The sequence below is a fragment of the Enterococcus sp. AZ128 genome (assembly GCF_051714485.1).
Classification (GTDB): domain Bacteria; phylum Bacillota; class Bacilli; order Lactobacillales; family Enterococcaceae; genus Enterococcus_A.
In genome coordinates this window covers 2312522-2336199 of sequence record NZ_JBIORZ010000001.1, presented here as the reverse complement: position 1 = coordinate 2336199, position 23678 = coordinate 2312522, and the positions used below count along the sequence as shown (strand labels likewise).

The 23678-nt window shown below is 39.8% G+C and carries 20 protein-coding genes; 13 read left to right on the top strand and 7 right to left on the bottom strand.

The annotated features are described in order from the left end of the window. Positions 1 to 32: 32 nt before the first annotated feature. Positions 33 to 917, bottom strand: a complete 885-nt coding sequence (locus tag IGI38_RS11440; protein ID WP_438730072.1) for a helix-turn-helix domain-containing protein — start codon at positions 915 to 917, stop codon at positions 33 to 35. 74 nt (positions 918 to 991) lie between these two features. On the opposite strand from IGI38_RS11440, the gene IGI38_RS11435 reads away from it, so the two are divergent. Further along, positions 992 to 1684, top strand: a complete 693-nt coding sequence (locus IGI38_RS11435) for an aspartate/glutamate racemase family protein (RefSeq protein ID WP_438730069.1) — start codon at positions 992 to 994, stop codon at positions 1682 to 1684. 13 nt (positions 1685 to 1697) lie between these two features. Then, complete coding sequence (locus IGI38_RS11430) at positions 1698 to 2936, top strand: glycosyltransferase (RefSeq protein WP_438730066.1); 1239 nt, start codon at positions 1698 to 1700, stop codon at positions 2934 to 2936. Positions 2937 to 3272: 336 nt separating this feature from the next. Here the strand turns inward: IGI38_RS11430 and IGI38_RS11425 are convergent, their stop codons facing one another. Next, a complete protein-coding gene (locus IGI38_RS11425; RefSeq protein ID WP_438730063.1) occupies positions 3273 to 3836 on the bottom strand; it encodes a hypothetical protein in 564 nt (187 codons plus the stop codon). A 393-nt stretch (positions 3837 to 4229) separates the two neighbouring features. Between IGI38_RS11425 and IGI38_RS11420 the strand changes: the two genes are divergently transcribed. Beyond that, complete coding sequence (locus IGI38_RS11420; RefSeq protein ID WP_438730061.1) at positions 4230 to 5384, top strand: hypothetical protein; 1155 nt, start codon at positions 4230 to 4232, stop codon at positions 5382 to 5384. 64 nt (positions 5385 to 5448) lie between these two features. Here the strand turns inward: IGI38_RS11420 and IGI38_RS11415 are convergent, their stop codons facing one another. Beyond that, positions 5449 to 6798, bottom strand: a complete 1350-nt coding sequence (locus IGI38_RS11415) for a PTS sugar transporter subunit IIC (RefSeq protein ID WP_438730058.1) — start codon at positions 6796 to 6798, stop codon at positions 5449 to 5451. A gap of 149 nt (positions 6799 to 6947) precedes the next feature. After that, a complete protein-coding gene (locus IGI38_RS11410) occupies positions 6948 to 7661 on the bottom strand; it encodes a GntR family transcriptional regulator (RefSeq protein ID WP_438730055.1) in 714 nt (237 codons plus the stop codon). Between the two features lie 303 nt (positions 7662 to 7964). On the opposite strand from IGI38_RS11410, the gene IGI38_RS11405 reads away from it, so the two are divergent. After that, positions 7965 to 9383, top strand: coding sequence for a glycoside hydrolase family 1 protein (locus tag IGI38_RS11405; RefSeq protein WP_438730052.1), 1419 nt, complete (start codon positions 7965 to 7967; stop codon positions 9381 to 9383). A gap of 119 nt (positions 9384 to 9502) precedes the next feature. Here the strand turns inward: IGI38_RS11405 and IGI38_RS11400 are convergent, their stop codons facing one another. Next, positions 9503 to 10219 (bottom strand): GntR family transcriptional regulator, encoded by a 717-nt coding sequence (locus IGI38_RS11400; RefSeq protein ID WP_438730049.1) that lies wholly within the window; start codon positions 10217 to 10219, stop codon positions 9503 to 9505. A gap of 158 nt (positions 10220 to 10377) precedes the next feature. Here IGI38_RS11400 and IGI38_RS11395 point away from each other — a divergent pair, with 158 nt between their 5' ends. Genes IGI38_RS11395 through IGI38_RS11385 form a run of 3 tightly spaced genes read left to right on the top strand, consistent with a single transcriptional unit; the run spans position 10378 to position 15704 of the window. Beyond that, positions 10378 to 11748, top strand: coding sequence for a PTS sugar transporter subunit IIC (locus tag IGI38_RS11395; RefSeq protein WP_438730046.1), 1371 nt, complete (start codon positions 10378 to 10380; stop codon positions 11746 to 11748). A 36-nt stretch (positions 11749 to 11784) separates the two neighbouring features. Continuing rightward, on the top strand, positions 11785 to 14430 hold the full coding sequence (locus IGI38_RS11390) for a glycoside hydrolase family 38 C-terminal domain-containing protein (RefSeq protein ID WP_438730044.1): 2646 nt from the start codon (positions 11785 to 11787) through the stop codon (positions 14428 to 14430). Continuing rightward, positions 14427 to 15704 (top strand): glycoside hydrolase family 125 protein, encoded by a 1278-nt coding sequence (locus tag IGI38_RS11385; RefSeq protein WP_438730041.1) that lies wholly within the window; start codon positions 14427 to 14429, stop codon positions 15702 to 15704. The genes IGI38_RS11390 and IGI38_RS11385 overlap by 4 nt, the downstream gene beginning before the upstream one ends. Positions 15705 to 15987: 283 nt before the next feature. Here IGI38_RS11385 and IGI38_RS11380 read toward each other — a convergent pair whose 3' ends face one another. Beyond that, positions 15988 to 16746, bottom strand: coding sequence for a DeoR/GlpR family DNA-binding transcription regulator (locus IGI38_RS11380; protein WP_438730039.1), 759 nt, complete (start codon positions 16744 to 16746; stop codon positions 15988 to 15990). A 145-nt stretch (positions 16747 to 16891) separates the two neighbouring features. On the opposite strand from IGI38_RS11380, the gene IGI38_RS11375 reads away from it, so the two are divergent. The 3 genes from IGI38_RS11375 to hxlA are packed head-to-tail and all read left to right on the top strand — an operon-like array spanning position 16892 to position 19045. After that, positions 16892 to 17839 carry a class I mannose-6-phosphate isomerase gene (locus tag IGI38_RS11375; protein ID WP_438730036.1) on the top strand — a complete coding sequence of 316 codons (948 nt, stop codon included), beginning with the start codon at positions 16892 to 16894 and terminating at the stop codon, positions 17837 to 17839. Between the two features lies 1 nt (position 17840). Next, the gene (gene hxlB, locus IGI38_RS11370) at positions 17841 to 18404 is read left to right on the top strand and encodes a 6-phospho-3-hexuloisomerase (RefSeq protein ID WP_438730033.1); all 564 of its coding nucleotides are present in this window, start codon (positions 17841 to 17843) and stop codon (positions 18402 to 18404) included. Between the two features lie 11 nt (positions 18405 to 18415). Then, entirely contained in the window at positions 18416 to 19045 is a 630-nt protein-coding gene (hxlA, locus tag IGI38_RS11365) for a 3-hexulose-6-phosphate synthase (protein WP_438730031.1), read from the top strand. Between the two features lie 460 nt (positions 19046 to 19505). On the opposite strand, the gene IGI38_RS11360 is transcribed toward hxlA, so the two are convergent. After that, positions 19506 to 21440 carry a BglG family transcription antiterminator gene (locus IGI38_RS11360; RefSeq protein ID WP_438730028.1) on the bottom strand — a complete coding sequence of 645 codons (1935 nt, stop codon included), beginning with the start codon at positions 21438 to 21440 and terminating at the stop codon, positions 19506 to 19508. 240 nt (positions 21441 to 21680) lie between these two features. Between IGI38_RS11360 and IGI38_RS11355 the strand changes: the two genes are divergently transcribed. The 3 genes from IGI38_RS11355 to IGI38_RS11345 are packed head-to-tail and all read left to right on the top strand — an operon-like array spanning position 21681 to position 23581. Further along, positions 21681 to 22142 carry a PTS sugar transporter subunit IIA gene (locus tag IGI38_RS11355; RefSeq protein WP_438730025.1) on the top strand — a complete coding sequence of 154 codons (462 nt, stop codon included), beginning with the start codon at positions 21681 to 21683 and terminating at the stop codon, positions 22140 to 22142. Beyond that, positions 22139 to 22462 (top strand): PTS fructose transporter subunit IIB, encoded by a 324-nt coding sequence (locus tag IGI38_RS11350; RefSeq protein ID WP_438730023.1) that lies wholly within the window; start codon positions 22139 to 22141, stop codon positions 22460 to 22462. The genes IGI38_RS11355 and IGI38_RS11350 overlap by 4 nt, the downstream gene beginning before the upstream one ends. An 18-nt stretch (positions 22463 to 22480) precedes the next feature. Further along, positions 22481 to 23581: a PTS fructose transporter subunit IIC gene (locus IGI38_RS11345; protein ID WP_438730020.1), complete on the top strand. Its 1101-nt coding sequence runs from the start codon at positions 22481 to 22483 to the stop codon at positions 23579 to 23581. Positions 23582 to 23678: the final 97 nt, after the last annotated feature.

Below are 23678 nucleotides of genomic sequence, written 5' to 3'. Positions count from 1 at the left end.
TTTGTTTTGGTCTTAAATACTGGACCGCAAATTTATAGAAGTGATTCTAATTCTTTAGCCAACGTTGCATGATCCAGATCGTAAAGAATGTCTAAGACTTGATCGATTTCATTTTGGCCATTCAAATCTCCGCGCTTTATCAGCAGCACGCCTCTAAAAAATTTAGCGCATAAGCGTTGGAAAAATACTTTATAATCGTGACTCAAAAGAAACAATTGTTCAATCAATACTTCCGCATAATCTAACAAATTTTCATCTAGCGTTTCACGAATCAGATTGACCAATAGACTACAGAAAATTTCTATTCCGCGGTCATAATTCCTGTAGCGCTCTAATGATTTTGACAGTTGTTTAAAGAAAATCAATTGTTTTTCTCCGTCAATAAACTCCAAGGTATTGGCGAATAATTGAATCTCTTGCAATGTCCAGGTTTGTAAATTTGTTAAGTACTGAATGATGGTTGCTTTATCTTCTGGCAATACGACGTCGGTGGTATATTTCCCTGTTTTCTTTGTTGCCTCAATAATGCGAATCCGTGACCGAACTTCTGCAATATGAACAGTTGCAATTTTTCCTTGTTGCTCCTTTAGTTCAGCTAGCAGCTGGTAGAGTGCGGGAAGATCGTGGTTGTTACTGTAATTCGAGTAACGGAAAATATAATCAGCCTGCTCATCTAAATGGTAATCTTGGCAAATATAGAGAAATTCATCCATATCGAGGGAGAGGCGTTCTAAAATCTCCAATAATAAGGTTACTGAAATATTATGATTGCCTTTTTCGAATTCAATTGCATACGATTTTGAAACGATGCCAAGATATAACTCTTTTTGAGTTAGTCCTTTGCTGAGTCGAATACTGCGAACCACTTCGCCATGAAACATAATTTTCCAACTTTCAAATTTTATTGCAGTCATCATAGCACAATTTCCTTAAAAACGGTTTTTTCATGCGCCAAGATTCTTGCTATAATAATAAAAAATGAGGTGGAAAAATGAAAACAATTGGACTATTAGGCGGAATGAGTTGGGAAAGTACGGTGACCTATTATACGCGGATCAACCAGTTAATGAATCAAAAATTAGGCGGTCTGCATTCAGCAAAAATTAAATTGGCGAGTGTTGATTTTGAAGAAATTGAAAAATGCCAAGCAGCGAATGAATGGGAGCGAAGCGGTGAGCTTCTAGGAAGAGAAGCGCAACGGTTGGAACAAGCGGGGGCAGACTTTTTATTGATCTGTACAAATACGATGCATAAAGTGGCACCGCAGATCGCAGCGTATTTATCGATCCCAATCCTGCATATCGCCGACGCGACGATTGCTGAATTACAGACTAAGAAAATCAAAAAGGTCGCACTATTAGGAACTAAATATACGATGACACAAGATTTCTATAAACAAAAAATCATCGACAGCGGAATCAATGTGTGGATTCCAAATGAAACGGATATCGATATCGTGAATCAGATTATATTTGATGAATTATGCCATGGTAAAATTTTGGCAGAATCAAAAGAACTATTCATCTCTGTGATCAATCAAGCGCACGAAGTAGGCGCGGAGGGTGTCATTTTGGGCTGCACGGAAATTGGATTATTGATCCAGCAAGCGGATATAACAATTCCAGTATTTGACACGACCGAGATTCATTCCAAAAAAGCTGTCGAGCAAGCTCTAGCAGAATAAGTGAGGTTCTTCAATGAAGACAATTCTTTTTGCACCAGCTACCTTCAATTTGGCGGAAACGACGCGTATGATCGAGATCGCAAAGGGTCTACGGCAGGAGTATCATTGTGTTTTCTGCGGATTTTCCAAGACCTATCTTTCTTTGATCAAAGAAGAGAAGTTTGAGGTTTCTTTGCTTAGCCCTAAACTGACACCACAGCAAGAAACGGCGATCATGAAATTTGACCAGGGGAAAAGCTTAAAAAATCCATTTACTGCCGAATTGGTGAGTGCACGTGTCGCGAGTGAGCTGGCATTGATCGAAAAGCTGGCTCCTCATGTGATTGTGACTGGCAGTAATGTAACGATTTTCTTATCTGCCCGCATCGCTAAAATTCCTTTGGTTTATGTTAAACCAGTGGCGATGTCGCGGCCGCATATCACTAATGAGGCGGCCTGCGTGCTTCCTAGTCAGCTGGATAAAGTCTATCTTCCAAACAGAGGGCTTTGGAAAATCATTCTTAAAGTATCGAAGCGTTTGACTTGGAAACCAGGAGCATTCAAAAAGGTCGCGGGAAATTATCAATTGGAGCTGCCGAAATATACATTGGATATGTTGGATGGCGACTTGAATTTGATCACTACTCATCCTGTGTTTACCAGAGAGTTGACGTTTCCCAACAACTATCAATCTGTCGGTCCGATTTTCGCTCAACTTCCTTATGAGATTCCAGAAGAAGTACTTCAGGTAATCAATAAGGCCCGCAAAAGAAAAAGATTGGTAGTCTATTTTGCTATGGGCAGCTCAGGAAATCGTTCGTTAATCGAAAAGGTATTGAGCTATTTTGAACAGACCGATATCGAAGTCATTGCACCGATTAAAAATTACCTAAAAGAAACGAAAGTAACAAGCAATGTTCATGTGTTTGATTGGCTGCCAGCTTTAGAGGTATCTCAACTGGTGGATTTTTCTGTCATTCACGGCGGTGAAGGAACTGTGCAAACGGCGTGCGCCTCTGGGAAACCATTTATTGGGATCGGTCTGCAATATGAACAAGAAGTGAATGTCGCTTATTGCGAAAAATTCGGCAACGCCATTGCATTGAGTCCGAGAAAAGTTTCTGATCAACGATTGGTTGAGGGAATCGAGAAACTTCAAACACCTGCGTTTCGTGAAAAGGCAGAAGAGATGAGAGCCTTGATGAAAGAAATAAATGGCGCAGAGCAAGCGGCTGAAATTATTCGAAGAGAGTATCTTGATTCGAACACTTGACCATCCAGCAATTGGAAGCCTTAGACTAAAGGGGGAAAACAGAAAAAGAATGGAGACAGAGAGATGTTAAGTATCAGTCAGTCATTTCGTGTGAGTTCTATCACGCCGAAGTCATTGCGCGACTAACATGAGCTTGATCTGTTGAAACCGGAGGTCGTTAATCCAGAGATTAGGTACTGTGATGAAATTATTGAGGCAGTTTTTGAGGTTTCTTTGCTGAATCCGAGTGAGGCTACCCAGATATAAATGAGATAGAGATATATTTCCCACTAAAAGCTAAATAATAATAAAAGACATCCAGCTTTTGATTTTTTTCAAGCTGGATGTCTTTTATTATTAATTTCGTTTTCGCATGAAGAGACCAGCGATCAGTCCTATGCCGCCACAAGCAAGAAGTGTGATGATCGTGATGAAACTCATTTCGATCACGTTATATACATTTGTTTGGTTTGCGATCGTATTGGTGATGAGAACGGTTGGAATCGCTAGCAATGAAGCAATCCCCAAACAGGAGCCCATATTCCAATGCAAAAGTTTCCGAATCCCAATGTTGACCCAAAAATAAGCAATCCATGTTAAAGCAATTGGTAAGCCTATCGGAAATAACCAATAAACAGGAGCATCTACGAAGTAATCATTGACTGTGCGTTCAATCACCATAAAAAATGGGATAATCAGAATTGTAAAAACGGAAATTGAATGAATCACCCGCGCTTTTTTGCTGAATAATAGTGCGTCCAAAAGCATCCCGCCAAAAATCAATCCGCTGCCGACAATTCGAAACCACGTAAACCCATGATCAATAGCAAAATTGGTAACCCCTGTAACCGCAAATGCTAAAAAGAATAAAATCCAAAAGAATTTTCTGCCAACATTTATTTTTTTATCTAACCCACTCATTTTTTTTCCTCCTTTTGACCTTTTCTAAAGTATAACAGTATTTATTTTTTCTTAAAATCAGACCTACGCCTCATTTTTGCTACAACTAGAAAATCGTTTGTTTGCCAAATGTAGTACGAGCGTATTATTATAGAGAAATAAACAAACGGAATCTTATTAATGACAAAAATGGTTATTATTGCTATGGAACAAAGACGGAATAACGTGTATAATTATTAATGTTGGAAACGCTTTTTTAAAGATGTTGTTAATTCAATAAAATACTGATGATTATGTTGTCAAAGGGTGAAGTGAAATTTTTGTTTTCTTGAAATAAAGTGGAGGTGTGTTAAAAGAGTTTTCTGATATTCGTTATGTTGGTATAAGGAGTAGACAATTTAGGAGGAAATGAGAATGAAAAAGTTTTTATCGAGTGTTTTTGTTGCAGCAGCCTTATTTGTTGGTGGAGCGCTATTTGTTAATGCTGCAGATGCCGACGCAGCTACATTGCTGAGAGTTTACAATCCAAACTCTGGCGAGCATCATTACACGGCGAATACGAATGAACGGAATCATTTAGTAAAAGTAGGTTGGCGTAATGAGGGGAATGCTTGGAACACGCCTGCATCAGGTGCAGGTGTCTATCGTTTATACAATCCCAACAATGGCGGTGATCATCATTATACAATCAACGCGAATGAAAAAAATCATTTAGTAAAAGTGGGTTGGCGTTATGAAGGTGTTGCTTGGCAATCGGGCGGCTCTGTTCCTGTTTATCGGCTATACAATCCTAATGCTAAGACTGGAACGCATCACTATACATTGAATGCTAATGAAAAAAATCATCTAGTCAAGGTTGGCTGGCGTTACGAAGGTGTCGGTTTCTATGCTACAGGCGGAGGCCAGTCGGGGAGCAGCAGCTCAAATCAGGGAGTAACTCCTAAAAAAGTAGATGTGAATATCACAGGGGCTGGCGGTGCTGAGCAAAATGTTTCAGGATCTTATCGCTTATTGTATTCAAACAAAGCGTTTGATCAAGCGAGCCTAAGCGGAAATGCAACGGTTGATTTTTCAGCCGACGTTGCCATGTCAGGAACTAAAAGCGACTATGAAATGCAATTCGTCATCGCGGGAAATGGGCAAGCAAGCGGTCAAGTCGGGGTAGGTCTGCATTATCAAGCTGGATCAGATGCCAATTTCGCGCAAGGGAGAATTAACACGACGAATATCAATTTTCCTGCGAACGCGGGAGTTACTGGTCAACAGTATTATTCTGTTAACACAAATGCACCGCGAATCGCTAATGGACAATCGGTAAATCTTCGCGTGAAATATTTTGCGTCAGGTTACATGCAAGCTTTTGTTAATAATAGTCTAGTTGGACAATATAAAACAAGCTTAGTACCAGGAGGAAACGCGTATATTCTGCATTTTAATACGAATACACCAATCAAAGTCCGTAATCTAAAGGTCTTAAAAAATGGTGCGGACGTAACGACGAAAGGGAAACCTTCATTCCCAGGTACTTCTTATGATCGTTCGAGCGGTGCGGTTTCAGGCGCATACTAAAACAAATTTAAACGAAAAAAGCCCAGCAATTCTGATTCTATATCAGTTTTGCTGGGCTTTTGTTTTAGTTTATCGTTTCAGGGTCTGTTTCAGTTTGAGCCATTTTGGCTGTCACATGTTCATCAATACGCAGGAACGGCAGATAAATGAAGACACTCACTGCGATAATGATGATTTGCAGTACCGCGGCGCGCCAATCGCCTCCAGTCGCTAAAAATCCTGAGATGACCGGTGGTGTGGTCCACGGTATTTGAACTACGACATGGTTGATCAATCCCGCGGCTGTCGCAAAATAGGCGGTTACTAATGAGAAGATCGGAGCTAAAACGAAAGGAATAATCAAGCTTAGATTAAACACGATCGGCAAGCCAAAGATGATCGGTTCACTGATATTAAACAGAGCGGGTGTAACAGATAATTTAGCAAAGTCTTTGTAATCTTTCCGACGACTGAAAACGAAAATCGCGATCAACAAGGCGATTGTATTTCCGGAGCCGCCCATTACAGCGAATGTATCCTTGAAAGCCATATTAATGATATGTGGAATTTGCTCATGATTGGCATAAGCTGCCATATTTTCCTGCATGTTTTGTAACAAAAACGGATCAAGTAATGAGCCAGAGATCACGGCTTGATGGATACCGAAGCCAAAGAACAAATTGGCGATTGATGTGATCAAGACAAAACCTGGCAAACCAGTTGTTACATGACTTAATGGTCCAGTGATCGCCTTAGTGATCAAGCCGTTCACATCCATATTGAAGAGTTGATTTACGCCAAATGAAAGAATCGCAAATAGTGTAACGGTAATCATAATCGGGATCAACACGTTGAATGATTTCAATACAGCTGGCGGGATATTTCCTGATAGTTTGATCTGTAATTTTTCATTTGTAGATAATTTAATAAACAATTCAGTTGCTAAGAGACCTACGAAAATGCCGACAAACATCCCCGAAGCACCAGTATGTGAACCCGGAATGACTCCTGTAACTTCGATGGCTTTCTTTGCATTTTCCGGTGTGAACATTGTTTTCATCGGTGTTAATACGATGAAAGTTGAGATTGAAACTAAAACCGCTGCAATATGATTCGTATAATTTCTGCTGACACACATATGATAAGAGACTGCAGCGACTACTAATAGTGTAGTAATACTCAATGTTCCGTTAGCGATTGACATCCCGATTTCTTGTATCTTCATTAAAGTTGCGGGATTTACGATTTTTCCCATGAATCCAGTAGGTTCTAAGATAACGTAATTGATTAGGGTAACAAATCCTGCCAGCATCATGAAGGGCATAAAAGTGGCAAACGCGTCGCGCAACGTCCGCATATGGATTTGATTGCCTAGCTTCGTCGCGATAATCCCAAAGCGTTCAAAAAGCTGTTCCTTCTTATTTGTTTTTTCCACGATAGATTCTCCTTAATTTTTATTCTGTGTAAGCACTTTCCTTGGTTACATAATAAAACGAATCTAGAATAAAGTAAATACTTTTTTTAAAAAATATATATCTTTATTCAAGAAGACAAAAAAAGAGCTGAATTTATCAGCTCTCACACTTAATTTTCGACAAAAACAGCTTCAAAAATAAAGTCTTGATACAGATGTCGTGTAATGGAATACTCAAAAGGAGTACCGTTTGCTAAAGAAACACTCTTTTCAATCTCAATCATAAAATCGCCAGCCTCGATACCTAGTATTTTAGCGTCAAACTCTGTTGCCAATACCCCTTTCATCCATACATGGGAGGCATTGATCTCTAGGTGCAGCTCTTCGCGAATATAGGAATACACTGATTTTTTCAGATGCTTTGGCTCCAATCCGGGAATGATGGATAGGGGCATGAAGGTCTGTTCCAATGAATAGGGCTGCTGATCGACAAATCGACTGCGGACGATATTGTAGATATATTCCTTTTCGTTCAACTGCAGCTTCTCAGCAACTTTTTTTGAAGGCAGTTCGATCGAAAATGTGTGAATTTCAGAATCAACATGATCTTCGCCAACAACGCTCATCAGCCCTTCACTAGGACCAAACACTTTTGAATTGTCGATCGGTTTGCGTAGAACCTCTGTACCAAAACCGCTCCGGCTATGAAGCACCCCTTCGGAAACCAACATATCCAACCCTTTTTTAACAGTCAGCTTACTGGTGTTATAGTGTTTGGCTAATTCAGGACCCGTAGGCAGCTTTTCTCCGATAGCGTAAGTACCGTCCTCAACTTTTCTTTTTACATCTAAATACACTTCCATGTATTTTGCATTTTTTCTCATTGCTACCTCCTTGGTCAACCGATTAAAGATATAAATAATTATATACTTTTACCATGGATTATCAATGCCTTTTTGGCTAAAAGAATAAATATCTATAAAAAGTATATATTTTTAAAATAAAAACTATTTCATTTTTAAGGGAGCGGTGTTATGATGAAATGGCATTCAGGCAAGCGTTCAATTTTTCGCAGCTTTTAATACGTGAAATTTTGTGAGGCTTAGATGGATTTAACATTCAAGCAGTTAGATAAATGACATCAGCCTTGAAGATAAACGATTTTTAGTTTGGAAAAGGGGGATACAATGAATAAGCAGCAAGTAACATTTCCAAAGGATTTTTGGTGGGGCTCCGCTTGGTCAGCTGAGCAAGCAGAAGGTCGCGGGGAAACAGGAAAAGCAGAGACTGTATGGGAACGCTGGTATAAAGAACAGCCTTACCGTTTTTATCAAGGAATCAGCTCGGAAACGACGACTGATCATATCCATCGGTATAAGGAAGATGTACAGTTAATGAAGGAGACAGGTCATAATTCTTTTCGAGTGTCAATCTCATGGGCACGGATGTTTCCGACGGATGGAATAGGCGAAGTCAATCCAAAGACGATCGCGTTTTATCGCGATTTATTTACTGAGATGAACAAAAATGGTATTAAGGTGTTCGCTAATTTGTATCATTTTGATATGCCGGCAGTTCTACAGGATAAGGGCGGTTGGGAGTCGCGAGAAGTTGTTGACGCTTATGTGAACTTCGCGGATGCTTGTTTCAAGGAATTTGGTGATCTGGTTTATCACTGGTTCACTTTCAATGAACCGTTAGGACCAATTTTGGGTTCGTATTTAGAAGATTTTCACTATCCTAATAATATTGACTTTAAGCGTGGCGCACAGGCAGCTCATTTTACGATCTTGGCTCATGCGAAGGCGATCGCGGCTCATAAGAACTATCAGTTGGATAGTAAAATCGGTGTAATCTTAAATTTGAGTCCGACGTTTCCCCGAAGTCAAAATCCAGCAGATGTGAAGGCAGCAGAAATTGCTGATTTGTTTTATGTTCGTAGTTTCTTAGATCCAATGGTTAAAGGGGAATATCCAGAAAAATTAGTGGCGCTTTTACGGGAGTATGACCAGCTACCAGAAGATTATAAGGAAGAAGATTTAGCTTGGATCAAAGAAAATACAGCCCAACTATTGGGCTTGAACTATTATGAGCCACGTCGTGTGAAGGCGCGGCTGACAGCGATCAATCAAGATGGTCCATTTTTACCGGATTGGTTCTTTGAAAACCATGTGATGCCGGGTCGACGAATGAACGAATATCGTGGCTGGGAGATCTATGAGAAAGGTATCCATGATCTATGTATGGATATTAAAGAAAATTATGGAAACATTGAATCTTTTATTTCTGAGAATGGCATGGGTGTAGCCGACGAAGAACGATTTATGGATAAAACGGGTCAAGTCATCGATCATTATCGTATCGAATATATCCAAGATCACTTAGCGTATCTTTGGAAAGCGATCAATGACGGCTGCAATATCAAAGGCTATCATCTATGGACCTTCATCGATTGCTGGTCATGGATCAATTCCTATAAGAACCGCTATGGTCTAGTTTCGCTGGATCTGGCGACGCAAAAACGCACGATCAAAAAAAGCGGTGAATTCTACAAACAGCTTAGCGATCAAAATGGCTTTGAATACGATATTGATCGGCTGGTATAAATGGAAAAGAGGTTGTGACCATGTGTCCCAGCCTCTTTCCTATCTTACTATATTCCAAAACAGAAAATAGAGGGGAGAATCATCCATCACTGATTCTCCCCTCTAATTTTAGTATGTTTCTATTTTCGATTTAAATGGATATCCAGAGAAAACTTACTTTTATTGCTGATAAAGTAGGATTTTGAAAACTCGAAGGCACTGCCTTTTTGATCATAAGCCACTTGTTCAATTACTAAAACCGGAGAACCATTTTCGATTTCTAAAGAATCACTAATCTCTTGGCTAGCTTGATCAGCATAAATTATTCGTCGTGCGTCTGTCAGCTGCAACTTGGCTATATGACCAAGATAATCATATACAGAACCTTGTAAAATTTCCTCATTCAAAGGAGCTACTTGAGTAGGCATGACAACATGCTCTAAACTATAAATTTGTTCATTAATAGAGCGTACACGCTTGAATTGATAGACAGGGTCGCTTGAAGTGATACCCAAATGATGCTGCTCTTCTTTTTCTGGCAAACGAGCATCAAAGGATAAGATTTTACTTGAAATTTTTTGATCACGGTGAGAATAGGTTACACCAACCGGCAAGTCTAATGGCAATAATTCACTATCCCTATTTTCAATTTGTGGACGAATAAAGGTTCCTGATCCCTGCTTACTAAAGATCAACCCATCATTTTCTAATAAATTTAATGCTTTTTTTAGAGTAATTCGTGAAACATCATATTTCTCTGAAAAAAATTCTTGTGTAGGAAGTAAAGTCCCCGCACGATAATGATTTGTTAAAATATCACGTTTAATATCCGAATAAATTTCTCGGTATTTATACAACTTGTCAACCTCCTTTTTTCGTATTTGTATATACAACTTAACATGATAATATAAATTTGTAAACGTTTATTAAAAATATTGTGTTTACAAATTTTTTCATTTGTATATAATTGGATTCAGAAAACGTTTTCGAATAATTTGATAAGGGAGTATCAATGATGAAATTTGATATGCAAAAACTTCAAGAACCTTTACTTAAGGCATCCGCTTGGGTAGAAGGCAACACCATCTTACAAGCGGTTAAGAACGCTTTTGTTCGAACAATTCCATTTACAGTTGTAGGGTCTTTTTCTAATTTGATCAAAATGCAGTTAGACGCACTTATTAAGAACCAACAGATTGATAATGTTGTTTTAACAAACACCAGTGAATTATTTGGTTATTTAGGAAATGCTACATTAGGAATCGTTGCATTGATCGTTGTCTTTTCGTCTGCATATTCTTATGCAGTGGAATTAAAGCGCAAAGAAAATAATGAGCGATTAAATCCTATTATAGCAACATTATTAGCATTTGCAGCATATTTTGTAATGGTTCCTAAGAATGTGAATTTCTTAGATCCAAAAGCAAAAGTGATCGAGGGCTTTTCAACATCATTCTTCAGTTATGAAGGAATGTTCACCGGATTGATTGTAGGGATGATCTCAGTAGCATTATTCGCTAAATTTACTCGCAGTAAATTTACAATCAAAATGCCGGGAAATGTTCCGCAAAATGTTTTTGACTCCTTCTTTTCGCTGATTCCAATTAGCGAAGTGCTATTGATTTTTGGAGTTATTCGTATTTTGATCGAATCTCTTGGTTACGTTTCGTTGCTGCAAATGATTTCTGATGTTTTGATTAAGCCGCTGCTTTCAGTTGGAACAGGTTTACCGGCAATTCTAATTGTTATTTTGTTGCAACAAATTTTATGGTTTCTTGGTTTACATGGGTTCAATATTGTCTGGGGCGTTGTATCAGCCTTCTGGTTGCCATTGTTCTTAGAAAACGTTGCGAAATTTGCGGAAACACAAAGCTTTGCTGGTATCACGATTTCACCCAATACAATGACCAATGTTTATGCTATGATCGGCGGTTCTGGTGCAACCTTTGGTTTGATCATTGCTATGTTGATTTTTACTAAAAAGGGTGAGAAGGAACGAGAAGTGGCGAAGTTAGCCTTAATTCCTGGTTGTTTTGGAATCAATGAGCCAGTCATTTTCGGATTGCCGATCGTTTTAAATCCATTGATGTTTATTCCTTGGATATTGGTCCCAATCGTTAATGCAGTGATTGCCTATATTGTGACTTCACTTGGCTGGGTAGTTCCACTAGTTGTATTGAATTCTGGAAATGAGCCGATTTTCATTAGTACATGGGTTTTAGGCGCATTCCATATTAGCCCGGTCATATTGACAGCGGTATTGGTTGTGTTGGATGTAGTTCTTTATGCACCATTCGTTGTGTTGAATCAGCGTCATGAAAGAGCGGAACAGCTGATTGAAGAACAAGAAAAAGCTGCGCAATTAGTAGCAGAAAATGCAGGATAGTATCGAAGATCTTTAAGAATTGAGGAATTTTTTGTGATGAAGGATATTTACACGGTAGCTCATACCCACTGGGATTTTGAATGGTATTTTACACGTCAGGAAGCGCGAATTCAATTCATTTTTCACATGGATGAAGTTTTGACAGCGTTGAAAAACAATCAATTAGACTACTATGCATTAGATGGTCAGATGTCGATTTTAGAGGATTATTTAGCGATTTTCCCTGAAAGAGAAGAGGAAATCAAGAATTTTGTGAAGGCGGGACGTCTATTTGTAGGTCCCTGGTTTACACAAATTGATGAGATGACAACTTCTGGTGAGTCGACAGTTCGCAATTTACGGATTGGTATTCAAGAAGCGGAGAATTTAGGAAATTGTATGCGGATCGGCTATTTACCAGATTCCTTCGGTCAAAGCCAAGATATGCCGAAAATCTTGAATGGTTTTGGAATTGATCAAGCATTGTTTTGGCGAGGAATGCCCAAAGAGGCTGAGACACGTTATTTCTATTGGACTAGCAATGATGGGTCAAAAGTTTTAACCGCAAACATAAAAAACGGGTACTATGCGGGAGTCGACCTGATTGGACAAGATAATTTTGACGGGTTATTTGAACGGATTTCAACAGAAACTAAAAGCAATGCTCACTTATTACCAGTAGGTGGTGACCAGCGTGCGGTGGACTTCAATTTGAAAGAACGGATCGCTAAAGCAAATGCTAATGTTTCAACGGATGTTCAATTTATCGAAGGCAGCTATCCGGAATTTTTCAACGCTTTGGAAAAAGAAGCAGGAGCTTTCAGTGAATTTTCTGGCGAATTTATTGATCCATCTGATTCTAAGATTCACAGAGGGATTTACTCTTCACGTTATGATCTAAAGCGAATCTACGATCAGCTGGAACGAGTGCTTACGTATCAATTGGAACCCATGTCGGCTTTGGCAAATAACTATGGAATCACAGCAAAGCAGGGATTGATGAACAGTCTTTGGAAAACTGTGGCACGCGGGCAGGCACATGACAGCGCGGGCGGGTGTAATAGTGATGAAACGAATCAAGATATTCTGATGCGGGGAATCAACGCACTGCAAGAAGCACAATCTTGTGTAGATTACTTACTGAGAAAATTGAGTATTTCGGTGAATGACGAAAAAGAAAATGACTTGTTTATTTGGAATCCATTGCCGTTTAGAAAGAAGACGTTACGCAAAATTACTGTATCAACAAAAGTTGCATCTTTTGCTTTAGTCGATCAAGCAGGAAAAACGATTCATTTTGAGATACTCGATCAACAAAAAGAAAATGCAGGTTGCTTGCGTCGGAATCCTGTTGAGATGATCAATAACTACTATTATCTGACAACGATTATGGCAGAATGTGAACTGCCTGCGATGGGCTGGCTGCAACTGCAGATTTTGGAATCAAACGATTCGATTAATGTTCTTTGTGCGGCTGAGCGAATTGAAAATGATCACTTCTTACTGCAATTTCAAGAAGGCAAGTTTGAGCTGTTTTCAAAGGACAAACAAAAATGGTACATCGATTTCTTGAAAGTTGAAGACGGCGGAGATGAGGGCGACACGTATGATTTTTCTCCAGCTTTTGAAGACTGGGTACTTACTCTTGATTTTGCCGCAACCAAGGAGTTGAGGATTGAACAGGGAAACTTGCTTAGTCGGATGATTGTGAAGGGCAAGTGGAAACTGCCATACGATCTAGCTTCACGCAAAGCACAAAAATTAGATAGCGCAATTGACTATATATTAGAATTACAGCTGACTAAAAATAGTACGGCAATCGATGTGAAGCTGACGATCGACAATCAAGTGTTGGATCATCGTTTGCGCTTACTAATAATGACAGATGTTCAGGCGACTCATTCTTATGCGGACACTCAATTTGGAGTGATTAAGCGCCCGGTTGAAGATCAACATCTACATGATTGGCGAGAAATTGGTTACAAGGAAGAGCCGACGAGTATGCGTCCGATGATCCATTTCGCTAATGTTCATGATGAGCAATCAAGTTGGAGCTTTTTAACTAAAGGGACAAAAGATTTTCAGATTGTTGGGAAAGCGTATGATACATTGGCTATCACTTTCTTTAGGGGGGTAGGTTTCTTAGGTCGTCCAGATACTATGAGAAGACCTGGAGATGCTTCTGGATTACAAACAAAGGTAGTTCCTACACCGCAAAGCCAATTGCTTGGTGAGTTGGTTTTTGAAGGCAGTATTGTTTTAGAAGATCAGTTTGATCCGCATAAATTACAAATGATTTATTTAGATACTACACAGGAAAACTTATATTATCAAACACAAACGCTTAATCGCTTTACTACGCCGATTCAGTATTTCCCAGTTAATCCATTGCAAAAAGATGCTGTAGCACAGTCATTGATTACATTGGAGAATTTGATGGTCGTCTTTAGCAGTTTCCTGCCAACGGTCGATAATACCGGGTATGAGTTACGGCTGTATAATGCTTCGGAGACTTCTCAAAATAATCCAGGAAAGCTGTCTTTTGGTGAAGCAGCAAATATTGCATTGCTTGATTTAGAAGGTAGATTTGTTCGTTCTGTTGCTTCGGATGTAACAGAATTTGAGCTAGTGGATTTCAATAGCGGAGAGATTCGCACATATGGCATCTACTTTAATCAAAAGAAAGATGGGGAAATAAAATGATTGATCAGACCAGACTAATTCAAGAGATTCAGGCTTATGCTGAAACAATTGTTCTTCCTACAGAAAAAGAAACCAATATCTTTCGCCGCACCTTCGTTGACACGATAACGAATACTGTATTGGTTCGTGAAAATGGAGAAATATTTGTGGCGACTGGCGACATTCCAGCTATGTGGTTACGTGATTCGACGTTTCAAGTGCTACCTTATTTAATGATTGAGGATAAAGTTCCTAGTGTTAAAAAACTGATTCATGGCGTTTTGGAGCAGCAACTAACCTATTTGCTGCATGATCCATATTCAAACGCCTTCAATAAAGAAGCAGATGGTGGACACTACAGCAATGATACATCAAATGTTCCGATTTCTTCATTGGTTTGGGAACGGAAATTTGAAATTGATTCATTATGCGCACCCTTTTTCTTAAGCTATCATCTGCAGCAAACAGGATATACTGAGCATTTGACATCGAAATTTTGGGAAGCAGTTTCCGTTGCGGTGGAGACATTCATTTGCGAGCAGCACCATGAAAACTCCCCCTACACATTTGTGAGGACTGACTGTCCGCCATCAGATACGATTCCTTGTGAAGGAAAAGGCCGTGCTGTTGGTTATACAGGAATGGTGTGGAGTGGATTTCGTCCAAGCGATGATGCCTGTTACTATGGCTACTTCATTCCGGGGAATCAATTCATTGTGGTAGTTTTAAAGCAGCTGTTAGAATTGCTTCCGAAAAATACGAATGTTGAACTTGAAGAGAAAATGATTCGTTTGCTGGCGGATATCACACAAGGAATCGAAAAGTATGGGCGCTTAGTCGATGCGAATGGCGAGTATTACTATGCCTACGAAGTAGATGGATTAGGAAACTCATTATTTATGGATGATGCAAATGTACCGAGTCTGCTCTCGTTGCCTTTTTTAGGATATTGCGAGAAGAATGAGCCGATCTATTTAGCTACTCGAAGTAACATTTTGAGCGTAGCTAATCCGTATTATTATGCGGGAGCTTATTTGCAGGGGATTGGCAGCCCACATACGCCGCCTAACTATGTATGGCCGATTTCTCTGGCAATGGAAGGATTAACTTCTGATGATCTAAGCGTGATTGAAGCAAAACTTCAAAAGATCGCGGAAACAGATGCAGATACGTTGCAATGCCATGAAGGAATTGATGTAGATGATCCAAAGCAATTCACGCGAGAGTGGTTTTCATGGGCGAATATGACCTATTGTCATTTAGCACTGCATTACCTGCATCAAAAAAATGACTAACATCACTTGAATGCTGATTTTTTTCTAGAATCTATTTTTTAGTGATCGCTGAAATTGCAATAACGTTTCAAAATTGAAAAGCAGAATTAAACGGTAAAGGAATCTTTCTTTTGCCGTTTTTTTTGAGGAACAATGAATAAATAAAACAATCTATTCCAGCTAGTAAAACGAATTATCATAAGAATTATATGAAATGCCTAATTTCTTAAATGGGATAGTTTGCCGAAATTTTAACAGCAATTAACCAAGGCAAAAAAGTGAGCGAATAATTCGCCCACTTTTTTTAATTTTGCGAATAAAAGAGCAGCTCCTCTGGGAAAGCTTGCCGTTCCTCTTCAGTCAGTTGCCGTTCGACCAAAACCATGTCGATATCTTGAAAATCGGCGAAGGTATAGAGACCTTGATTGCCGATTTTTGAACTGTCGCAAAGAATCAGATTCTTTTTACAATGAGCAGTAACGGTATTTTTGATTTCTAATTCTTGATAAGAGCGAATGGTCGGACCGGTTTTAGAAAAACCATCGCAGCCTAAAAAACCTAAGTCGAGATTTAAGCTTTGCAAAGCATTTAAAGTCCAAGCACCAACATAGGAATTACTTTTTTTCCTGAACTGGCCGCCAGCCAATAGAACTTGATTATCTGAAGTTGCCAAAATTTGACTAATCTGTAGTGAGTTTGTGACAATCGTCAAATCATTGCGCATCACCAGAAGCTTTGCTAATTGTAGAACCGTGGTACTCGTATCTAAATAAAGGGACGCGTTTTGTGGAATAAAGTCTAGGGCTTTTTCCGCAATCGCGTTTTTTTCTTTCATTTGTTGTTTTTCTTTTACTGAAAACGCACTTTCTAAAAAAGGTTTGGTTAATTCCACTGAACCATGTTTTTTCGCTAATAGATTCTTTTCTTGAAGAAAGCCGACATCTTTTCGGATAGTTTCAGTTGTTACTTGAAATTTTTCTGCTAAATCATTGATCGAGACCTCTTTTTGATTCATAACTTCATGGAGAATTTTATTTCTCCGTTCTTCACTAGTTAAACGCATGTGATCCCTCCTGAGAAAATTATAGCATACTAATCTTTTTATTGCTGGTAAAACAAATTTTTGTTTTTGGTTTATCTTGATAAAACCAAAAATTTATGTATAATTTGAATTGTAGAGTAAAACAAAATAGAAAGGTTGGTTTTTGATGGAAAAACAAATAGTGAAGATTTTGCCATTCTTTGAAGCGCGTATTTGGGGAGGCAAACGAATGCTGGAAACGTTCAATTATCAGACAGATAGTTATCCAATTGGTGAAGTGTACAACGTTGTTGCTTTACCAGGTGCGGCAGACTGTCCTGTAGCGGGCACGAATCTGACACTTTCTCAGCTTTATACGGAATATCCCGACTGGTTTAATTGTGATACAGAGGAATTGCCAATTCGAGTAAATTTATTAGACCCTTTGGCAGATTTATCAGTGCAGCTCCATCCCGATGATGCGTATGCCTTGGAGCATGACAACTCTCGCGGAAAACCGGAAGCTTGGGTGATCTTGGATACACCAGCGGATGGAAAAATCGAGTTTGGGCACCACGCAAAAACCAAAGAAGAGTTTGCTGAGTGGGCACAATCAGGAGAGTGGGGCAAATTATTGAAATATTTGCCAGCTAAGAAAGATCATTTTATTGATATTCCTGCGGGTACGCTCCATGCCATCAATCGTGATGTACTGACTTACAACATCTCTCGCAATGCGGATCTGACTTATCGTTTATACGATTATGGAAGAGTTGAACCAGATACTGGTGAAGAAAGAGAATTGCACATTGATAAGGTATTGGAAAATGTTCTAGTTCCTGATACTTCGGAAGGCTTTGTTTGGATCGAACCTTACCAAAGAGATGGATGTGAGATTACCGACTATTGGGATGAACCGGGGCTATATAGTTTGAGCCGTATTAAAACGGAGACTCAGGGAACCTATCGGCTTGCGCGTTTTGCTTTTATAACTGTAGTAGAGGGTGCAGGTACTGTGAACGATATCGCGATTTCTAAGGGTGAGACTCTGTTGGTGCCGGCGGGAACGGAACATTTAGAATTTACTGGAGCACTTGATATGTTTGTTGCAAGCTATAAAAACGAGGAGGAATAGGATGAAAACCAATGAGGTAGCTTACACGGCGGCGATGGAGCTGGCGAATACATTGAAAAAGGTCGATCAAGAACAAATCGATCTATTGGTTAACAACATCAAGCAAGCAGAACGGATTTTTGTATCAGGTGCGGGTCGTTCATTATTGATGCTGAAGGGATTAGCGATGCGTCTGATGCATCTAGGTTATGAAGTGTACGTTGTTGGAGAAGTGACGACACCGGCATTTTTACCAGAGGACTTATTGGTAGTTGCCAGTGCTTCTGGAGAGACGTCGTCATTGATTAATACAGCAAAAAAAGCGAATAAAATTGGCGGGAAGATTATCAGCCTGACTGTTTTTCCAGAATCATCCCTAGCAAAACTATCTGGAGGAGTTATTCGTATTCCGGCTTATACCGATAAGCTCCCAGAGAGTGAAGAAAATAGAAAAGGTATTTTACCGGGTGGCAGTCTGTTTGAAGAGTCGGTTTTGCTACTTGCGGATTCGTTGATTGTTGAATTGGCGCTTGAACAAAAGGTACCAACGGATCGTGCTTTCGAAAAGCACGCGAATTTAGAATAGGAGGATATTAAATGAAATTACAACTAGCGATCGACGAATTAAATTTAGCGGAGGCATTGGAAGCTTTAAAGGAGCTTCATCCTTATGTCGACATTGTAGAAGTAGGCACACCGTTTTTGATAGATGCAGGACGTGAAGCAGTTCGGCAAATCAAAGAAGCATATCCAACACTTGAAGTATTATGTGACGCGAAGATCATGGACGCGGGAGCTTATGAAGCACAATTGGCTTATGATGCCGGCGCCGAATATGTAACAGTTTTGGGAATCACCGATGATTTAACGATTAAGGGCTGTGTAGAACAGGCTCAAAAACAGAAGCGGCAGGTCATGGTAGATTTGATTTGTGTGCAGAATTATGAAGAACGAATTCCAGTAATCGAAGCATTAGGTGTTGATGTCATTGCTGTTCATACGGGTGCCGATCAACAGCATGCAGGACGAACGCCTTTGGAGGATTTAAAGGAATTGAAGCAATACACGAAAAAGGTGAAAGTTGCTGTTGCGGGCGGAATCAATAGCGAGACTGTTGGGGATTACGTAGCGTTAGAGCCGGACATTGTAATCGTTGGCAGCGGAATCTTGAATGCGGATGATCCTTTGGCTGCGGCGAAGGCGATCAAGGCAGCGTTGAAGCAATAAAATTGGTGTAGTTTATGAGCTAGAAACCTTGATGACAAGGTTTCTAGCTTTTTATGTTAATTAAATTAGGATATTTTCATTGGTTGAAATGATGCTTTCAAGAATAATAGAGCCGGTTTCAGCCAATGAGATAGTATTGCCCTCAATAGCGCTTGAAGTGTACGCCATTCGCATCAATACACCACTCATATAATCCTGTGATTTTCATTATATGGCTCCTAACTAGGTAGGCATAATTCTATAATTCTGGAGCAATACATCTGATTTTCTGCATAAGAGTTAGTGCTATGCTATGTTAAGGTAGCTGTTTCTAGCAATAATATTGTATCTGATTTTTTTCGATTGCAGAATAATGCTCATATGTTTGTGCTGCATCATCACTCAAAAAAACTGTTCCTTTTTTAGGTGCAATGTCCTTAGAGTACCTACGAAAAAGGAGTCGGAAATTTTCTGGCTCCTTTTATAATTGTTTGATGTACTTTAAAAAGTGTGAGTAGTCGCTTTGCTGGAGGAGGATTTGCTGAATATCTTCGCGCTCCATTAATTCCAGCAGCAGGCTGTAGATTTCTTCGGTGTCCTCGTAATCTTCTTTAGTGATAGCAAATAGGAAGACGAATTTTACTAGATCGCCATTGCCCCAATCTACCCCATTAGGAATGATCGCGACAGATACAGCCGACCGTTTGGCTAAAAGCGACATAGGGTGAGGAATCGCCAGCCATTCGTTGATATTGGTTTGATTGATCGCTTCTCGTTCTATAATACTGTCATGGAAGTTCTCTGGGACAAAGTCCTTTTGGAATAATTGCTGAGTCATTTTCTGAAGCAGCAGCTCTTTGTCGGTGATCTCTTCATGGAGATAGAACTCTTGACGGAACAGGGAATAGATCTCGTCGTTTGTCTCATTAAAATTCTCTATGAAGGGTTCAATTTTAACGATTTCTTTATCTAATTTTGCCATATTGATATAGATATGAGGAATACTTAATCGCTCTATTGGAACAGTCGTGATCACGAAATCAACAGTAGAAAGATCACGCTGCTGCAGTTCTACATAGGATAACCGATCGATCACTTCGAGCGTTTCCTGATAGTATTTATTGATCTTTGCTTCAATGATTCGGCTCATTGCACGGCCAGTACCACAGACCAAGATCACTCGATATTTTCGATGATTGCTGATAGAATTTCTTTCCATTGCCCCTGCGATGTGCAGAGCGATATAACCGACTTCATCCTGAGAAAAATACAATCCATGTTTTTTGCCAACTACTTCTAAATGGGTCAGGCATAGGTCATATGCCTGCGGAAAGGACTTTTTGATAGTAGTCAATAGCGGATTACTGCGGCGTGCTTCCATCAAATTCATATTGATAAAGCCTTCGATGTGAGACGTTAGATCTTCAATCAGCATCTTGTCCTCGCTCCAGTCAAAATTCGAGGTATGTTTGATGGCGTGTAATAGTTCATTAACGATCGATTGGGCTGTCTCCGTAGAAGAATGACTATTCGAATCTGTCTCGACTAATCGTGGCGCGTTCAACGCCAGATAGTAAGTAAAGTATTCTTTTTCGCCATCAGTCAAATGACTATCAAAGGCGTGCTCGATCTCGTCTAAAAACTGAGATAGGGCCCTTTGGACAGACTGTTTTAGACGTGGCACACGTAAAGGAAACTCGGTCATCTCGTGCCCATCCAAAAAACGACTGATCGCTAAAGCGAAATGGGAGAGAATATTCTTATGGTAGTAGTCTGAATCTAATAATTCTAAAGGTTTGAGATAGTTAAGCTCCAATTCTTGTAAAAGATCCAAGTCAATATTATCAAATAATGCCAGTTCCATTTCGGTGAAACCGATCAGATACTCCTGCAAATCTTTTTCAATCAGCAAATCACTGATGGCTTGCCGCTTTGCAAATTCATTGCCTAAAATCTCAAAGCCAATATTAGGGCGATTGACGATTTTTAATTGATAGGTCATTAAGTTGTCACGAGCTGTTTTTAAATAGGAATAAAAGGTATTTTTACTAATAAACAACTGATCCAGAAAATCGTCTAAGGATAAAGGGTTTTCATTCTTAAATAGAAGAAAGAGTAAATATGTCTGGCGTTCTTCGCTAGTTGTTAAGAAGGACTCCGCTGAGGACATACTTTCTGTCCACCAGGTAGTGAATTGCTCTTTCGAATGAACGGTCAGCAAATAGCCTTTTCCTCGCACTAAAGTGATCGTGGCACCAACATTGCTTAAAAGATCATTTAGATTTGCAATATCTGTTCGCACCGTTCGCTCGGAAATCGAGAAGCTCTTGGCCAACTCTTTCATCGGCAGCGGTGTGGTTTGTTTGGCTAATAATTCTAATAGGTCATCTAATCGTTGATAAGCAAGCTTCGACACTCGTGTCACCTCCGGTACTTAACCCAATCATACAATATAGAAGAAAAGAAAGAAATCGTTCAGCCGTACCGCAAATTTCCAAAAGAGTTGGCAATCATTTTGGAAAACGCTTTACTAATGGTTGCCAAATTAGTTGGAAATTGGAAGTGTTTACATATGAGCTGAGAACTCGTAAATTAAACGTGTAAAGCGAAACGTTACATGAATCAAAAATTAAACAATTAGAAAGGGGCTTCCGATATGGACTTTAAAGAATCAAATATCCTTTTGGATGTAGCGGTCGCTTCGAAAGAGGAATTATTTGAAGTTATTGCGACGTATGCCTATGAATCAGGTTATGTCGCGGATGCGGCGGAGACCTGCGGGGCGTTCAACGAACGAGAATCAGAATATTCCACTGGATTGCAGGATGGTTTTGCGATTCCTCATGCGAAAGCGAAAACGGTTTTGACACCGACAGTTCTATTTATTCGCTTGAAGCATGAAATCGAATGGGAGACCTTTGATGATTCAGCGGTAAAAAATATTTTTGCGTTAATGGTTCCGAAAGAAGATGAAGGAACAGTTCATCTGGAAATGTTGAGTCGTTTAGCAACAGCTTTGCTGGAGACTGAGTTTATTCAGCAAATTCAACAATCCGAAGATAAAAAGCAATTAGTTGAATTGATTAAAAAAGAAATGATTGGAGAGAGGATCATATGAAAATAGTAGGAATTTCCGCATGTCCGGCAGGATTGGCACACACACCGATGGCGGCAAAGGCGTTAGAAAAAGCAGGTGCAAAGTTAGGCTATGATGTCAAAATAGAACAACAAGGGTCATTAGGACAAGTCAATACGATCACTGATGCAGAAGCAAAAGAGGCTGATTTTTTACTGTTAGCAACAGATCAAAAGGTTGTTGGATTGGAACGATTTGATGGGAAACCGCAGCTTCGTGTGAACATTAACACCTGTATCAAAGCGCCAGAAGCTGTTTTAAAGAAATGTATCGCCGCTGTCCAACAAAGACAGGCAAATTAAAGAAAAGGGGCAAGAATGATGAAGAAAGTTCTAGCAGATTTAAAAGGCCACTTAATGAGTGGAATTAGTTTTGTACTGCCGTTGATTATTGGAGCTTCCCTAGTCGTCGCGATCCCGAAAATGATCGCACTTGGCATGGGGATAACAAGTTTAGATCCATATGCAAAAGCAGAGGGCTTTAAACATGCACTTTATATGATTGAACAGGTTGGTTGGACCGGGATTGGCTTGATCAACACTGTATTAGCTGGATTTATTGCTTATTCTATCGGAGACAAGGCCGCGTTAGGTGCTGGGTTTATCGGCGGAGCGGTTGCTTCAAGTACGAATGCCGGATTTTTAGGCGCTGTAATTGCTGGTTTCTTAGCCGGTTACTTAGTGAAATGGTCGAAAGAAAAAATCAAATTACCAGAATCGTTTGCAGGGGTTATGCCATTAGTCATCTTACCGCTGATCGCGACATTATCAGTAGCGATTGTTATGGGGGCCTTGCTATCCGAGCCGCTGGCATGGATCAATACCAGTCTTGTTGATTGGATCCGTACGATGATCGAAAACGATGTGAACAAGATCTTGCTTGCCATGATCATGGGTGCGATGATCGGTTCTGACTTAGGCGGTCCCGTGAATAAAGCTGCTTGGATGGCTGGAAATGTTCTATTAGCAGAAGGGGTCTATTTACCAGCGATTATCGTCAATGTAGCGATTTGTGCGGTGCCATTTGGTTATGCACTAGCAACTTTATTCCATAAAAAACGTTTCAACAAGGAATTATTGGATGCGGGCCGCAATAACTTTGTCATGGGCTTTATTGGAATCACAGAAGGTGCGATTCCATTTACTTTGGTGAACCCGCTGCGATTAGTTCCGATCAACATGATTGGCGGTGCGATTGCTTCTGGGTTAGGAATCGCCCTTGGCATGCATGCTAAAATGCCGCCAGTTGGGGGAATCTATGGGTTCTTCACCGTTGGAAACGGCTGGGCGTACTTGATCGGTTTATTCGTTGGAGCTGCCTTTATCGGATTCGTCGCACCATTATTCGTTAACTTCAACAAACAGGAAGAACAAACAGAAAACATCGAATTGGATGATATTGATGTAAGCTTTGAGAACTAGCAGGAAAAGTTTCGCTCATTGCTGAAAAAGATAATTCGCTAAACTAGACAAGAACAAAAAAATTAATAGGCACTGGCGGTGGAAATCGTTGGGTGCC

What these genes read in the sequence shown, in the direction of transcription:
- IGI38_RS11440 (WP_438730072.1), bottom strand. Translation starts at nt 917, where the DNA reads ATGATGACTGCAATAAAATTTGAAAGTTGGAAAATTATGTTTCATGGC.
- IGI38_RS11435 (WP_438730069.1), top strand. Translation starts at nt 992, where the DNA reads ATGAAAACAATTGGACTATTAGGCGGAATGAGTTGGGAAAGTACGGTG.
- IGI38_RS11430 (WP_438730066.1), top strand. Translation starts at nt 1,698, where the DNA reads ATGAAGACAATTCTTTTTGCACCAGCTACCTTCAATTTGGCGGAAACG.
- IGI38_RS11425 (WP_438730063.1), bottom strand. Translation starts at nt 3,836, where the DNA reads ATGAGTGGGTTAGATAAAAAAATAAATGTTGGCAGAAAATTCTTTTGG.
- IGI38_RS11420 (WP_438730061.1), top strand. Translation starts at nt 4,230, where the DNA reads ATGAAAAAGTTTTTATCGAGTGTTTTTGTTGCAGCAGCCTTATTTGTT.
- IGI38_RS11410 (WP_438730055.1), bottom strand. Translation starts at nt 7,661, where the DNA reads ATGAGAAAAAATGCAAAATACATGGAAGTGTATTTAGATGTAAAAAGA.
- IGI38_RS11405 (WP_438730052.1), top strand. Translation starts at nt 7,965, where the DNA reads ATGAATAAGCAGCAAGTAACATTTCCAAAGGATTTTTGGTGGGGCTCC.
- IGI38_RS11395 (WP_438730046.1), top strand. Translation starts at nt 10,378, where the DNA reads ATGAAATTTGATATGCAAAAACTTCAAGAACCTTTACTTAAGGCATCC.
- IGI38_RS11390 (WP_438730044.1), top strand. Translation starts at nt 11,785, where the DNA reads ATGAAGGATATTTACACGGTAGCTCATACCCACTGGGATTTTGAATGG.
- IGI38_RS11385 (WP_438730041.1), top strand. Translation starts at nt 14,427, where the DNA reads ATGATTGATCAGACCAGACTAATTCAAGAGATTCAGGCTTATGCTGAA.
- IGI38_RS11380 (WP_438730039.1), bottom strand. Translation starts at nt 16,746, where the DNA reads ATGCGTTTAACTAGTGAAGAACGGAGAAATAAAATTCTCCATGAAGTT.
- IGI38_RS11375 (WP_438730036.1), top strand. Translation starts at nt 16,892, where the DNA reads ATGGAAAAACAAATAGTGAAGATTTTGCCATTCTTTGAAGCGCGTATT.
- hxlB (WP_438730033.1), top strand. Translation starts at nt 17,841, where the DNA reads ATGAAAACCAATGAGGTAGCTTACACGGCGGCGATGGAGCTGGCGAAT.
- hxlA (WP_438730031.1), top strand. Translation starts at nt 18,416, where the DNA reads ATGAAATTACAACTAGCGATCGACGAATTAAATTTAGCGGAGGCATTG.
- IGI38_RS11355 (WP_438730025.1), top strand. Translation starts at nt 21,681, where the DNA reads ATGGACTTTAAAGAATCAAATATCCTTTTGGATGTAGCGGTCGCTTCG.
- IGI38_RS11350 (WP_438730023.1), top strand. Translation starts at nt 22,139, where the DNA reads ATGAAAATAGTAGGAATTTCCGCATGTCCGGCAGGATTGGCACACACA.
- IGI38_RS11345 (WP_438730020.1), top strand. Translation starts at nt 22,481, where the DNA reads ATGAAGAAAGTTCTAGCAGATTTAAAAGGCCACTTAATGAGTGGAATT.